A 15,458-nucleotide genomic window follows, 5' to 3' on the forward strand; every position below is an offset into this window, starting at 1 on the left:
CTCGCCGTGACGCTGGTGGTGCGCAGCCGGATGAAGAAGGCGGCCGCGGAGGTCCGCACCGCCGGTGCGCAGGCGTCCGAGCCGGTCCCGGTGGGTTCAGTGCGACTCGGTGCCCGGTGAACGGGCTACCAGGTCAGAGCACGGACTAGGCCGTGATCTTGGTGACCTGGCCGGCGCCCACGGTACGACCACCCTCACGGATGGCGAACTTCAGGCCCTCCTCCATGGCGACCGGCTGGATCAGCGCGACCGTCATTTCGGTGTTGTCGCCCGGCATGACCATCTCCGTGCCGGCCGGCAGGGTGACGACACCCGTGACGTCCGTGGTACGGAAGTAGAACTGCGGACGGTAGTTGTTGAAGAAGGGGGTGTGACGGCCACCCTCGTCCTTCGACAGGATGTAGGCCTGAGCCTCGAACTCCTTGTGCGGGGTGACCGAGCCCGGCTTGATGATGACCTGGCCGCGCTCGACGTCCTCGCGCTTGATGCCACGGAGGAGCAGACCGACGTTCTCGCCCGCCTGGCCCTCGTCGAGCAGCTTGCGGAACATCTCGATGCCGGTGACCGTGGTGGTGGTCTTCTCTTCCTTGATGCCGATGATGTCGACGGTCTCGTTGACCTTCAGGACACCACGCTCGATGCGGCCGGTGACGACCGTACCGCGACCGGTGATCGTGAAGACGTCCTCGACGGGCATGAGGAACGGCTTCTCGGTGTCACGCGGCGGGGTCGGGATCGCCTCGTCGACGGCGGCCATGAGGCCGAGAAGCTTCTCGCCCCACTCCTTGTCGCCCTCGAGCGCCTTCAGCGCGGAGACGCGGACGACCGGCAGGTCGTCGCCCGGGAAGTCGTACTCGGAGAGCAGCTCGCGGACCTCGAGCTCGACGAGCTCCAGGATCTCCTCGTCGTCCACCATGTCGGCCTTGTTCAGGGCGACGACGATGTAGGGGACGCCGACCTGGCGGGCCAGGAGCACGTGCTCCTTGGTCTGCGGCATCGGGCCGTCGGTGGCGGCGACCACGAGGATGGCACCGTCCATCTGCGCGGCACCGGTGATCATGTTCTTGATGTAGTCAGCGTGACCCGGGCAGTCGACGTGGGCGTAGTGACGCGCCTCGGTCTGGTACTCGACGTGCGCGATCGAGATGGTGATACCGCGCTGGCGCTCCTCGGGAGCCTTGTCGATCTGGTCGAAGGCCGAGGCCTCGTTCAGGTCCGGGTACGCGTCGTGCAGCACCTTGGTAATGGCGGCCGTAAGGGTCGTCTTACCGTGGTCAATGTGACCGATGGTGCCGATGTTGACGTGCGGCTTAGTCCGCTCGAACTTCGCCTTCGCCACGGGGTCCTCCTGGAGAGTGGTTCTGTACGCCTTGCTCATCGGCGCCAGGTGATCTTTGCTGGATAGCCGGTTCCCCGGGGGCAACGGGAGGGTTGCTCCTGTTGCCCCAGAGGCTCCGGTGACAAGCCTAAAGCGTGTACTCGGAAGAGTTACTCGCCCTTGGCCTTCGCGATGATCTCCTCAGCGACGTTCCGGGGAACCTCGGCGTAGGAGTCGAACTGCATCGAGTAGCTGGCGCGACCCGAGGTCTTGCTGCGGAGGTCTCCGACGTAGCCGAACATCTCCGAAAGCGGCACGAGGCCCTTCACGAGACGCGCGCCGTGACGCTCCTCCATGGCCTGGATCTGGCCACGGCGGGAGTTGATGTCACCGATGACATCGCCCATGGACTCTTCGGGCGTGGTGACCTCAACGGACATCATCGGCTCGAGGAGTACGGGAGACGCCTTGCGCGCGGCTTCCTTGAAGGCCTGCGAACCGGCGATCTTGAAGGCGAGCTCCGAGGAGTCGACCTCGTGGTAGCCACCGTCGAGAAGAATGACGCGGACGCCCGTCATCTCGTAGCCGGCGAGGATGCCGAACTGCATGGCTTCCTGCGCACCCGCGTCGACCGAGGGGATGTACTCCCTCGGGATGCGGCCACCGGTGACCTTGTTCACGAACTCGTACGCCGGGCCGTCGGCCTCGAGGATGGGCTCGATCGCGATCTGCACCTTGGCGAACTGACCGGTACCACCGGTCTGCTTCTTGTGGGTGTAGTCGTGACGCTCGACGGTCTTGCGGATCGTCTCACGGTACGCGACCTGCGGCTTGCCGACGTTGGCCTCGACCTTGAACTCGCGCTTCATACGGTCGACCAGCACCTCGAGGTGCAGCTCGCCCATACCGCCGAGAATGGTCTGGCCGGTCTCCTCGTCCGAGTGAACGTGGAAGGAGGGGTCCTCCTCCGCGAGACTCTGGATGGCGACACCCAGCTTCTCCTGGTCACCCTTGGACTTGGGCTCGATGGCGACCTGGATGACCGGAGCCGGGAAGTCCATGGACTCCAGGATCACGGGTGCCTTGTCGTCACACAGCGTCTCACCGGTGGTGGTCTGCTTCAGGCCCATGACGGCGACGATGTCACCGGCGCCGACCGCGGCGATCTCCTCACGCTTGTTCGCGTGCATGCGGTAGATCTTGCCGATGCGCTCCTTCTTGCCCTTGACGGAGTTCAGCACCGCGGTGCCGGCCTCCAGGCGGCCCGAGTAAACCCGGACGAAGGTGAGCTTGCCGAGGTGCGGGTCGCGCATGATCTTGAACGCCAGAGCCGAGAGCGGCTCGTCGTCCGAAGGCTTGCGCTTCACGACCACCTCGGCGTCGCGGACGTCGTGGCCTTCGATGGCCTCGATGTCCAGCGGCGACGGGAGGTAACGGATGACGGCGTCGAGCAGGGGCTGAACGCCCTTGTTCTTGAACGCCGTGCCACAGAACACCGCGGTGATCGTGGCGCCGTCGCCCTTGCCCGAGCCGATGATGATGCGGCGGACGGCGGCGTGCAGCTGCTCGACGGAGGGCTCGGTGCCCTCCAGGAACAGCTCCATGAGCTCGTCGTCGTTCTCGGACACCTGCTCGATGAGCTTGGCGCGCCATTCCTCGGCGGCCTCGGTGTGCGTGGCCGGGATGTCGACGATGTCGTACATCTCGCCCTTGGTCGCCTCGGCGGACCAGACGAACGCCTTCATGGTGACCAGGTCGACAACGCCCTGGAAGTCCATCTCGGCACCGATGGGGAGCTGCATGACGATCGGAATCGCGCCGAGGCGCGACTCGATCATCTCGACGCAGCGGTGGAACTCGGCGCCGGTGCGGTCCAGCTTGTTGACGAAGCAGATACGCGGAACGCCGTAGCGGTCTGCCTGACGCCAGACCGTCTCGGACTGCGGCTCCACACCGGCGACACCGTCGAACACGGTGACGGCGCCGTCGAGGACGCGGAGCGAACGCTCCACCTCGACGGTGAAGTCGACGTGACCCGGGGTGTCGATGATGTTGATGGTGTGGTCGACCTCGTCAAGAGGCCAGTGGCAGGTCGTCGCGGCAGACGTGATGGTGATACCACGCTCCTGCTCCTGCTCCATCCAGTCCATCGTGGCGGCGCCGTCGTGGACCTCACCGATCTTGTACGACACACCGGTGTAGAACAGGATGCGCTCGGTGGTGGTCGTCTTGCCCGCGTCGATGTGGGCCATGATCCCGATGTTGCGGACCTTGGCCAGGTCAAGCGAAGTGGTAGCCATAAGGCTTCGGTCTTCTCTCGGTCTCGATGTGGGGTGGGACTACCAGCGGTAGTGCGCGAAGGCCTTGTTGGACTCGGCCATCTTGTGCGTGTCCTCACGCTTCTTGACGGCCGCACCGAGGCCGTTCGAGGCGTCGAGGAGCTCGTTCATGAGGCGCTCGGTCATGGTCTTCTCGCGACGGGCGCGGGAGTAGCCCACGATCCAGCGCAGCGAGAGGGTCGCCGCGCGACCGGGCTTGACCTCGATCGGCACCTGGTAGGTGGCGCCACCGACACGGCGGGACTTGACCTCGAGGGACGGCTTGACGTTCTCGAGCGCGCGCTTCAGCGTGATGACCGGGTCAGCACCGGTCTTCTCGCGGAGGCCTTCCATGGCGCCGTAAACGATGCGCTCGGCGGTGGAGCGCTTGCCGTTCATGAGGATCTTGTTGATGAGCGACGTCACCAGAGGAGATGCGTAGACCGGGTCGATGATGACCGGGCGCTTCGGGGCGGGGCCCTTACGAGGCATTTCTACTTCTCCTTCTTGGCGCCGTAGCGGCTGCGGGCCTGCTTGCGGTTCTTGACAGCCTGGGTGTCAAGCGCACCGCGGATGATCTTGTAACGAACACCCGGCAGGTCCTTCACACGGCCACCACGCACGAGCACGATCGAGTGCTCCTGCAGGTTGTGTCCCTCACCCGGAATGTAGGCCGTGACCTCGATGCCGGAGGTCAGACGCACACGCGCGACCTTACGGAGCGCCGAGTTCGGCTTCTTCGGGGTGGTCGTGAACACTCGCGTGCAGACGCCGCGACGCTGGGGCGAAGCCTCAAGCGCGGGGGTCTTTGTCTTCTCGACCTTGTCCTGCCGGCCCTTCCGGACCAGCTGCTGGATCGTAGGCACTACTTCTCCGGTTTCTGTGTGCCGTGTAGTGAAGCTAACCTGGAACATTTGCCGACCCACGCGGTCGGGTGTGTCGGATCCGGCGGACCTCCGTGCGGACACGGAAACGCTTGGATCGCGGTGGCCGATGCGGCTCACATGCGGTTGATGGACACGCACAGGAGCCTAGGCACACCCCAGGCACAAGGTCAGAGCGTACCTACCTCACAGAGGTAGGTCAAAACAAATGCCCAGCACGAAAACACACCGGGCGCAAGCGGGAGCGCTCCGGCCGCCGCGACCGGGCGCGGTGGATCACCCCCGTTCCGCGCGGGGGCCCGCCCACCTGCGGCCCCGCTGCGGATCGCCCCTCCCCCGCCCCCGCACGGCCGCCGCGGGCCCGTGGGCCCCGCACCCGGCCGGCCCGTCCCCTCCCCGCGCCATTCCCGCGACGCAGACCGGCACGGACCGGCACGGACCGGCACGGACCGGCACGGACCAGGCGGCGCCCTAAGCTGCGCACTGCCCTCGCGCAGAGCGCGCGCGCCGACCAGCAGGGAGCAGGACCTTGGGGACCGCGACACAGGAGCCGACCAGCGTCGAGGACGCCCCGTTCCGCCCGGCTCCGGCCTCCCGGCCCCCCGCCCGGCGGCGCCGTCCGTACGGTCCGCTGCTCGCCTTCCTCCTCACCTCCGGGGCGGTCTGCGCCGCCTGGGCCGCCCGCGGCACCCACCCTTTCGGGGGAACCGGCCGGGCCGTCAACGACCAGGCCAACCAGTACGTCCCCTTCCACCGGGCGCTGTGGGACCTGGTCCACGGGCAGGCCGCCGGCGACGTGCTGTTCACCTGGCGCGGCGGCTTCGGCCAGCAGTTCCTTTCCGACTACCACACCTACCTCGGCAACCCGTTCTCGTGGCTGGCCGTCCTCGTCCCGCGCGACCACGTCGACCTGGCCGTCTTCGCGCTCACCCCGGTCACGACGGGCACCGCGGCCGCGCTGATGACCGTCTACCTCGGCAGGCTGCACCCCGGCCCGGGGTGGCAGCGCGGCGTCCTCGGCGCCTGCTACGGGCTGTGCGGCTGGGCGCTCAGCGACGCCTCGTACATCCCCATGTGGCTGTGGGGCCTGGTCGCGCTCCCGCTGCTCGGCATCGCCGTGGAATGGTGCCTGGAGGGGCGCCGCCGGCCCGCCGCGGCCCTGCTCGTCGCCCTCGCCTGGTACGGCAACTTCTACACCGCGATGATGGCCACGATGGCCGCCTGCGTCCTGCTCGCCGTCCGCCTGATCACCCTCGACCTGACCGGCGCGCAGCGGCTGCGCGCCGTGGGGCGGGCCGCGACGGCCGCCGTCACCGGGATCCTGCTCACCCTCCCCCTCCTCCTGCCGTCGTTCCTGTCCAGCGGTGCGGCCCAGCCCACCCGGGCCGCCGCCTTCGACCCGGTCGGCATCGACGTCTTCCTCACCGGCATGCTCCCGGCCACCCACCTCTGGGGCGGCAGCCCCCGGCTCTACGTCGCCTCCCTCGGCCTGGTCCTCGCCGGCTCCTTCGTCCTCAACACCGGGATCCGCGGCCGGACCCGCCTGGTGTGGGCGGCGGCGGCGCTGCTGGTGGCCGCCTCCTTCCAGTTCCCGCCCACCCAGTACGTGTGGCACGGGCTGGCGGTGCCGAACGGCAACCCGTACCGCGAGACCTTCGTCTTCAGCGGCCTGACCGTCGTCCTCGCCTGGCTGGCGCTGGCCCACCGCCCGCGCCCGCTCCACCTGGCCCTCTCCGCCGCGCTGCTGGTGGGGGCCGCGTTCGCGCTCCGCCACACCCCCGACTTCGGCGGCCGGACCTGGGCCGCCGTCGTGGGCGGCGGCTCCCTCTCCCTGCTGGCCCTGGTCCTGCTGCGGCTCGGCGAGAAGCACCGGTTCCTGATCCCCGCGGCCGCCGTCCTGATGGCCGGCGTCGTCCTCGCCGAGTCCACGCTCGCCGCGGCGGGCGCCGACGCCCGCCGCGCCCGCGAACGCTGGGCGAAGCCGGCCGCCACCTCGGGCCGGTCGGCCGAGCGGCACTTCGCCGCCGTCCGGGACGCGGAGGGCTGGCCCGCCCACCGGACCGACTCCGGCGCGCCGCAGACCTCGTACAACGACGCCCTCGCCCTGCGCGCCGAAGGGCCGCAGTACTACAGCAGCTACCTCCCCGAGGCCACCTTCCGGGCCCTGGAACCCCTCGGCTACGGCTACAAGAACGACGGCCGCACCTTCTTCGGCGCCGACAACCCCGTGCTCGACGCCATCTTCTCGATCGGCGCCCGGGTCGGCCCGGGCAGCACCCCCGGCACCTGGACGGCCCGGACCTTCCCGGCCCCGCCCCTGGTCACCGTACGGCCGGCCCGTTACGTCTCGCCCCACCCCGCGGGCAGCGTCTACGCCCGCCAGGAGGCCGTCCTCGGCGCCACGGTCTACGAGGTCCCCAGCCCCACCCGCGGCGGCAACGCCGCCGTGCAGACCTACGCCGCCCGCTGCACCCCCGGCTCCGAGGTCTACTGGTACTCCCCCGCGCTCTACGGCACCCTCGCCGCCGGCGGTTCCGAGCAGCCCCTGAAGTACCGGGCGACGGGCGTCGTCCCGCTCGGCCGGGTCCCCGCCTCGGGCCGCGTCGACGCCACCGTGCGGACCCGCACCCGGGGGGCCTCGGCCGGCGCCCACCCCATCGGCTGCCTGGACCGCCGGGCGCTCGACGGGGCCGTGGCCGCGCTGACCGCCACCGGCGCCACCCGCGTCGAGGCCGCCGGGCACACCCTGGAGGCGGCCCTCCCCCGGGGCGCCCGCGGTACGGCCGTCATCGCCACCACGGCCGTACCCGGCTGGCGCTGCTCGGCCCCCCTGAAGCCCTTCCACGGTCTGCTCGCGGTGGACCTCCCCGCCGGCGCCGACGAGGTGTCCTGCACGTTCACCCCGCGGGGCCTGGCCCCGGGCCTGGCCGGCGCCGCCCTCGCCCTCCTGGCCCTCGTCTCGGCCGCGGTCGCCTCCCGCCGCCGCCACCGCGCCTGAGCCCCGGCGGGGCGCCGTGCCCGGGAGCGGGGCACCGGTCCCCCGCTCCCGGGCACGAAGAAGCCCCCCGCACTCCTCACGGAGTACGGGGGGCTTCCTCTCACGCCTTACGCGCCGACGGACTCTCAGCCGTTGTACGGGCCGTAGTCGTAGTCCTCCAGCGGGACGGCCTGGCCGGAGCCGGTGCCGAAGGGCGAGTAGTCGATGTCGTCGTAGCCGACGGCCGAGTACATCGCGGCCTTGGCCTCCTCGGTGGGCTCCACCCGGATGTTGCGGTAGCGGGCGAGGCCCGTACCGGCCGGGATGAGCTTACCGATGATGACGTTCTCCTTGAGGCCGATCAGGGAGTCGGACTTGGCGTTGATCGCCGCGTCCGTCAGAACCCTGGTCGTCTCCTGGAAGGACGCCGCCGACAGCCACGACTCGGTCGCGAGCGAGGCCTTGGTGATACCCATCAGCTGCGGACGGCCGGAGGCGGGGTGACCGCCCTCGGTGACCACACGACGGTTCTCGGTCTCGAACTTCGACCGCTCGACCAGCTCGCCCGGCAGGAGCTCCGCGTCGCCGGACTCGATGATCGTCACGCGGCGCAGCATCTGCCGGATGATGATCTCGATGTGCTTGTCGTGGATCGACACGCCCTGCGAGTTGTAGACCTTCTGGACTTCGCCGACCAGGTGGACCTGGACGGCACGCTGACCGAGGATGCGCAGCACGTCGTGCGGGTTGGTGGCACCCGCGGTGAGCTTCTGGCCCACCTCGACGTGGTCGCCCTCGTGCACGACGACCTTGGCGCGCTTGGAGATCGGGAACGGCGTCTCCTCGCTTCCGTCGTCGGGCGTGATGACGATCTTCTTCGTCTTCTCGGTCTCCTCGATCCGCACGCGGCCGGCGGCCTCGGAGATCGGGGCGACACCCTTCGGCGTACGGGCCTCGAAGAGCTCGACGACACGCGGCAGACCCTGCGTGATGTCGTCACCGGCCACACCACCGGTGTGGAAGGTACGCATCGTCAGCTGGGTACCGGGCTCACCGATGGACTGGGCGGCGATGATGCCGACCGCCTCACCGATGTCGACCAGCTTGCCGGTGGCGAGCGAGCGTCCGTAGCAGAAGGCACAGGTGCCGACCGCGGACTCACAGGTCAGGACCGAGCGGGTCTTGACCTCCTCGACGCCGTTGGCGACCAGGGCGTCGATGAGCACGTCACCGAGGTCGACGTTGGCCGGCGCGATGACCTTGCCGTCGATGACGACGTCCTCGGCCAGCATGCGGGCGTAGATCGAGGTCTCGACGTCGTCGGCCTTGCGCAGCGCGCCGTCCTCGCCGCGAACGGCGATCTTCAGCTTCAGGCCGCGCTCGGTACCGCAGTCCTCCTCGCGGATGATCACGTCCTGCGAGACGTCCACCAGACGACGGGTGAGGTAACCCGAGTCGGCGGTACGCAGGGCGGTGTCCGCCAGACCCTTACGGGCACCGTGCGTGGAGATGAAGTACTCCAGAACGGTGAGGCCCTCACGGAAGGACGCCTTGATCGGACGCGGGATGGTCTCGTTCTTCGCGTTCGACACCAGACCACGCATACCGGCGATCTGTCGCATCTGCATCATGTTTCCTCGGGCACCCGAGTCAACCATCATGAAGATGGGGTTCGTCTTGGGGAAGTTCGCGTTCATCGCCTCGGCAACCTCGTTGGTCGCCTTGGTCCAGATCGCGATGAGCTCCTGCGTGCGCTCGTCCTTGGTGATCAGACCGCGCTCGTACTGCTTCTGGACCTTCTCGTCCAGGTCCTCGTAGCCCTTGACGATGGCCTTCTTGGCCTCGGGCACGACGACGTCCGAGATGGCCACGGTGACGCCCGAACGGGTCGCCCAGTGGAAGCCGGCCGCCTTCAGGTTGTCGAGCGTCGCCGCCACGATGACCTTGGGGTAGCGCTCCGCCAGGTCGTTGACGATCTCGGAGAGCTGCTTCTTGCCCACCGAGTAGTCGACGAACGGGTAGTCCTCGGGCAGCAGCTCGTTGAAGAGCGCGCGGCCCAGGGTGGTGCGCAGCCGGAAGCTGTCGCCCGGCTGGAACTCCTGCTCGCCCTCTTCGGCGACCGGGTGCGCCCAGCCCCGCGGCGGGATGGTGCCCACCGGGAAGCGGATGTCGACGGCCGACTGGAGCGCGAGCTCGCCGTTGTCGAACGCCATGGTCGCCTCGGCGGACGAGCCGAACGCACGGCCCTCGCCCTTGACGTCACGGAGTTCGCCGTCGGTGGTCAGGAAGAACAGACCGAGGACCATGTCCTGGGTCGGCATCGTGACCGGACGGCCGTCGGCGGGCTTCAGGATGTTGTTCGAGGACAGCATCAGGATGCGGGCCTCGGCCTGCGCCTCCGCGGAGAGCGGGAGGTGCACGGCCATCTGGTCACCGTCGAAGTCCGCGTTGAACGCGGTGCAGACGAGCGGGTGGATCTGGATGGCCTTGCCTTCGACCAGCTGGGGCTCGAATGCCTGGATGCCGAGGCGGTGCAGCGTGGGCGCACGGTTCAGGAGGACCGGGTGCTCGGCGATGACCTCTTCGAGCACGTCGTAGACGACCGTGCGGCCGCGCTCGACCATGCGCTTCGCCGACTTGATGTTCTGCGCGTGGTTCAGGTCCACCAGGCGCTTCATCACGAACGGCTTGAAGAGCTCCAGCGCCATGGCCTTGGGCAGGCCGCACTGGTGCAGCTTCAGCTGCGGGCCGACGACGATCACGGAACGCGCGGAGTAGTCCACGCGCTTGCCGAGGAGGTTCTGGCGGAATCGGCCCTGCTTGCCCTTGAGCATGTCGCTCAGGGACTTCAGGGGACGGTTGCCGGGACCGGTCACCGGGCGACCACGACGACCGTTGTCGAAGAGGGCGTCCACGGCCTCCTGGAGCATGCGCTTCTCGTTGTTCACGATGATCTCGGGGGCACCGAGGTCGAGAAGGCGCTTCAGGCGGTTGTTGCGGTTGATCACGCGGCGGTACAGGTCGTTCAGGTCGGAGGTCGCGAAGCGGCCACCGTCCAGCTGCACCATCGGACGCAGGTCCGGCGGGATCACCGGCACGCAGTCCAGCACCATGCCCTTGGGCTTGTTGCTGGTCTGCAGGAACGCGGAGACGACCTTGAGGCGCTTGAGCGCACGGGTCTTCTTCTGGCCCTTGCCGGTACGGATGATCTCGCGGAGGCGCTCGGCCTCCTCCTCGAGGTCGAAGGACTCCAGGCGCTTCTGCAGCGCGGCGGCGCCCATGCAGCCGTCGAAGTACGTGCCGAAGCGGTCACGCAGCTCGCGGTACAGGAGCTCGTCGCCCTCCAGGTCCTGGACCTTGAGGTTCTTGAAGCGGGCCCACACCTCGTCGAGGCGGTCGATCTCGCGCTGGGCGCGGTCACGGAGCTGCTTCATCTCGCGCTCGGCACCTTCGCGCACCTTGCGGCGTACGTCGGCCTTCGCGCCCTCGGCCTCAAGCTCGGCCAGGTCGGTCTCGAGCTTCTTGGCACGGCCTTCGAGGTCCGCGTCGCGGCGGTTCTCGATCTGCTGGCGCTCGACGGAGACGTGCGCCTCCAGCGACGGGAGGTCGCGGGTGCGGCGCTCGTCGTCCACGAACGTGATCATGTACGCGGCGAAGTAGATGACCTTTTCGAGGTCCTTCGGCGCGAGGTCCAGCAGGTAGCCCAGACGCGACGGGACGCCCTTGAAGTACCAGATGTGGGTGACGGGAGCGGCGAGCTCGATGTGGCCCATCCGCTCGCGGCGCACCTTGGCACGCGTGACCTCTACGCCACAGCGCTCACAGATGATGCCCTTGAAGCGGACACGCTTGTACTTGCCGCAGTAGCACTCCCAGTCCCGGGTCGGACCGAAGATCTTCTCGCAGAAGAGTCCGTCCTTCTCGGGCTTGAGCGTGCGGTAGTTGATGGTCTCCGGCTTCTTGACCTCGCCGTGGGACCAGGTTCGGATGTCGTCCGCGGTGGCAAGGCCGATCCGCAGCTCGTCGAAGAAGTTGACGTCGAGCACTGTGCGTCAATCCCTCTTTCGGGGTCGAGTCTCAATCATGGTCTGAACGGTCCCGGGGATGACGGGGGGCTCTTGAGCGAGCCCCCCGTCAGGCCCGTCAGACCTCTTCGACGCTGCTCGGCTCACGCCGGGACAGGTCGATACCGAGCTCCTCCGCCGCGCGGAAGACGTCCTCGTCGGTGTCGCGCATCTCGATGGACATGCCGTCCGAGGACAGCACCTCCACGTTGAGGCAGAGCGACTGCATTTCCTTGATGAGCACCTTGAAGGACTCGGGAATGCCCGGCTCGGGGATGTTCTCGCCCTTGACGATGGCCTCGTAGACCTTCACACGGCCGGTGACGTCGTCGGACTTGATGGTCAGCAGCTCCTGGAGGGCGTAAGCGGCGCCATAAGCCTCAAGCGCCCACACCTCCATCTCACCGAAGCGCTGGCCACCGAACTGTGCCTTACCACCCAGCGGCTGCTGCGTGATCATCGAGTACGGACCGGTCGACCGCGCGTGGAGCTTGTCGTCGACCAGGTGGTGGAGCTTGAGGATGTACATGTACCCGATGGAGACCGGGTCCGGGAACGGCTCGCCGGAGCGGCCGTCGAACAGGTGCGCCTTACCGGTCGGGAGGACCAGGCGGTCCCCGTCGCGGTTCGGGATGGTGTGCTCGAAGAGGCCGGCGAGCTCGTCCTCACGGGCGCCGTCGAACACCGGGGTGGCGACGTTGGTACCGGGCTCGACCTTGTCGGCGCCGATGGCCTTCAGACGCTCGGCCCAGTCCTCGGCCAGGCCGGAGACGTCCCAGCCGCGGCTGGCGAGCCAGCCGAGGTGGATCTCCAGGACCTGTCCCGGGTTCATTCGGGACGGGACACCCAGCGGGTTGAGGATGATGTCGACCGGCGTGCCGTCTTCCAGGAAGGGCATGTCCTCGATCGGAAGGATCTTGGAGATGACGCCCTTGTTGCCGTGGCGGCCGGCGAGCTTGTCGCCGTCGGTGATCTTGCGCTTCTGGGCGACGTAGACGCGGACCAGCTGGTTCACGCCCGGGGGAAGCTCGTCGCCCTCCTCGCGGTCGAAGACGCGGACACCGATGACCTTGCCGATCTCACCGTGAGGGACCTTGAGCGAGGTGTCGCGCACCTCGCGGGCCTTCTCACCGAAGATCGCGCGGAGCAGGCGCTCCTCCGGGGTCAGCTCGGTCTCGCCCTTGGGCGTGACCTTGCCGACCAGGATGTCGCCGGCGACGACGTCCGCACCGATGCGGATGATGCCGCGCTCGTCGAGGTCCGCGAGGACCTCCTCGGAGACGTTCGGGATGTCCCGGGTGATCTCCTCGGGGCCCAGCTTGGTGTCACGGGCGTCGACCTCGTGCTCCTCGATGTGGATCGAGGAGAGGACGTCGTCCTGTACGAGGCGCTGCGACAGGATGATCGCGTCCTCGTAGTTGTGACCTTCCCAGGGCATGAACGCCACGAGCAGGTTCTTGCCGAGGGCCATTTCGCCCTCTTCGGTCGCGGGACCGTCGGCGAGGACCTGGGACTCGATGATCCGGTCACCCTCGTTGACGATGACCTTCTGGTTGACCGAGGTGCCCTGGTTCGAGCGGGAGAACTTCGCGACGCGGTACGTGGTGTACGTGCCGTCGTCGTTCGCCACGGTGACGTAGTCGGCCGAGACCTCCTGGACGACACCGTCCTTCTCCGCACGGATCGAGTCACCGGCGTCGACCGCACAGCGGTACTCCATGCCGGTGCCGACGAGCGGCGCCTCCGCCTTGATCAGCGGAACGGCCTGGCGCATCATGTTCGCGCCCATGAGCGCGCGGTTGGCGTCGTCGTGCTCGAGGAAGGGGATCATCGCGGTCGCGACGGACACCATCTGGCGCGGGGAGACGTCCATGTAGTCGACGTCGTCGCCGGCGATGTAGTCGATCTCGCCACCACGACGGCGAACCAGCACGCGGTTCTCGGTGAAGCGCATCTCGTCGTTCAGGCCGGCGTTGGCCTGGGCGATGACGAAGCGGTCTTCCTCGTCGGCGGTCAGGTAGTCCACGTCGTCCGTGACGACACCGTCGATGACCTTGCGGTACGGGGTCTCGACGAAGCCGAACGCGTTCACGCGGCCGTAGGACGCGAGCGAGCCGATCAGACCGATGTTCGGGCCTTCGGGGGTCTCGATCGGGCACATGCGGCCGTAGTGCGACGGGTGGACGTCTCGGACCTCGAAGCCGGCCCGCTCACGGGACAGACCGCCGGGGCCCAGCGCCGACAGGCGGCGCTTGTGGGTCAGACCCGACAGCGGGTTGTTCTGGTCCATGAACTGCGACAGCTGGCTGGTGCCGAAGAACTCCTTGATGGAGGCGACGACCGGCCGGATGTTGATCAGGGTCTGCGGCGTGATGGCCTCGACGTCCTGAGTCGTCATGCGCTCGCGGACGACGCGCTCCATACGAGCCAGACCCGTGCGGACCTGGTTCTGGATGAGCTCGCCGACGTTGCGCAGACGACGGTTGCCGAAGTGGTCGATGTCATCGGTCTCGACCACGATCGAACGGCCGGACTCGCCGGTCGTCTCGGTCTCGCCGGCGTGCAGCTTGACCAGGTACTTGATCGTTGCGATGACGTCGTCGGTGGTGAGCACGCCGGCGTCCAGCGGCTCGTCGGCGCCGAGCTTCTTGTTCACCTTGTAGCGGCCGACCTTGGCGAGGTCGTAGCGCTTCGGGTTGAAGTAGAGGTTCTCGAGCAGCGTCTGAGCGGCCTCGCGGGTCGGCGGTTCGCCCGGACGCAGCTTGCGGTAGATGTCGAGCAGCGCGTCGTCCTGACCCTGGGTGTGGTCCTTCTCCAGGGTGGCGCGCATGGACTCGTACTCGCCGAACTCCTCGAGGATCTGCTCGGTGGTCCAGCCGAGAGCCTTCAGGAGGACGGTGACGGACTGCTTGCGCTTGCGGTCGATGCGGACACCGACCATGTCGCGCTTGTCGATCTCCATCTCGAGCCAGGCACCCCGGGACGGGATGATCTTGGCCGCGAAGATGTCCTTGTCGGACGTCTTGTCGATGGAGGAGTCGAAGTAGACACCGGGGGAGCGGACAAGCTGCGACACGACGACACGCTCGGTGCCGTTGATGACGAAGGTGCCCTTGTTGGTCATGAGCGGGAAATCGCCCATGAAGACCGTCTGAGACTTGATCTCTCCGGTCTCGTTGTTCGTGAACTCGGCTGTGACGAACAGCGGCGCCGCGTACGTGAAGTCGCGGTCCTTGCACTCGTCGACAGAGTTCTTCGCCGGCTCGAAACGGTGGTCGCGGAAGGTCAGCGACATCGACCCGGAGAAGTCCTCGATCGGCGAGATCTCCTCGAAGATCTCTTCCAGACCGGACTTGGTGGGGACGTCCTGTCCACTCTCAAGCGCCGACTCGACGCGAGACTTCCAGGCAGCGTTGCCGAGAAGCCAGTCAAAGCTCTCGGTCTGCAGCGCCAGGAGGTTCGGAACCTCGAGGGGCTCCTTGATCTTTGCAAAGGAGATGCGCAGCGGGGCGGTGCTGGCACCGTTGTTCGTATTGGTCGAGGCGTTGCGCGAGGCGGCCAAGAGGGGGTCCTTCCGAGGGCTCGGACTCACTACGCGCGTACCGGTCCCAGCTGACACAGAAGACCTTCGTGATCCGATCCGGCCGGAGGGCCAGGTCAGGACGATCAATCAGGTGTGCTCAAACGTGGGTATGCCCCTGGCGACGGGCAGGGGGCAGCTAACAGGCAGCGCAAAGGGTCAGTGTAGCCACTTGGCTCACTGATGTCCAGACCAGGTTTCCGGAAACCGGCAACAGGCCTTCCCCATGTCGTCAATCAAACCCTGCGTCCAACGCTTCGGCTCTCGTACCTCGTACACAGAGCGCGTATCAGTACTGCCCTCTTCGTAGTCGATCC

7 protein-coding genes are annotated in these 15,458 nt (G+C 67.7%); 1 reads left to right on the top strand and 6 read right to left on the bottom strand.

The features are described from left to right. Positions 1 to 145 precede the first annotated feature (145 nt). From tuf to rpsL, 4 genes are all read right to left on the bottom strand, one after another. A complete protein-coding gene (tuf, locus tag ABT106_RS18160) occupies positions 146 to 1,339 on the bottom strand; it encodes an elongation factor Tu (protein ID WP_257554813.1) in 1,194 nt (397 codons plus the stop codon). Between the two features lie 149 nt (positions 1,340 to 1,488). Next, positions 1,489 to 3,618 carry an elongation factor G gene (gene fusA, locus ABT106_RS18165; RefSeq protein ID WP_351278196.1) on the bottom strand — a complete coding sequence of 710 codons (2,130 nt, stop codon included), beginning with the start codon at positions 3,616 to 3,618 and terminating at the stop codon, positions 1,489 to 1,491. Between the two features lie 39 nt (positions 3,619 to 3,657). After that, positions 3,658 to 4,128 (bottom strand): 30S ribosomal protein S7, encoded by a 471-nt coding sequence (rpsG, locus tag ABT106_RS18170; RefSeq protein ID WP_267724764.1) that lies wholly within the window; start codon positions 4,126 to 4,128, stop codon positions 3,658 to 3,660. Between the two features lie 2 nt (positions 4,129 to 4,130). Beyond that, the gene (gene rpsL / locus ABT106_RS18175) at positions 4,131 to 4,502 is read right to left on the bottom strand and encodes a 30S ribosomal protein S12 (protein WP_007265893.1); all 372 of its coding nucleotides are present in this window, start codon (positions 4,500 to 4,502) and stop codon (positions 4,131 to 4,133) included. Positions 4,503 to 5,049: 547 nt separating this feature from the next. Between rpsL and ABT106_RS18180 the strand changes: the two genes are divergently transcribed. After that, on the top strand, positions 5,050 to 7,518 hold the full coding sequence (locus tag ABT106_RS18180) for a YfhO family protein (protein ID WP_351278200.1): 2,469 nt from the start codon (positions 5,050 to 5,052) through the stop codon (positions 7,516 to 7,518). 125 nt (positions 7,519 to 7,643) lie between these two features. Here the strand turns inward: ABT106_RS18180 and ABT106_RS18185 are convergent, their stop codons facing one another. Together ABT106_RS18185 and rpoB are read right to left on the bottom strand one after the other, a co-directional pair. Then, positions 7,644 to 11,543, bottom strand: coding sequence for a DNA-directed RNA polymerase subunit beta' (locus ABT106_RS18185; protein WP_267724700.1), 3,900 nt, complete (start codon positions 11,541 to 11,543; stop codon positions 7,644 to 7,646). Positions 11,544 to 11,640: 97 nt separating this feature from the next. Next, the gene (gene rpoB / locus ABT106_RS18190) at positions 11,641 to 15,123 is read right to left on the bottom strand and encodes a DNA-directed RNA polymerase subunit beta (protein ID WP_351278204.1); all 3,483 of its coding nucleotides are present in this window, start codon (positions 15,121 to 15,123) and stop codon (positions 11,641 to 11,643) included. Positions 15,124 to 15,458: the final 335 nt, after the last annotated feature.

The sequence above is a fragment of the Streptomyces sp. NPDC002044 genome (genome assembly GCF_040296725.1).
Lineage (GTDB): Bacteria > Actinomycetota > Actinomycetes > Streptomycetales > Streptomycetaceae > Streptomyces > Streptomyces antarcticus.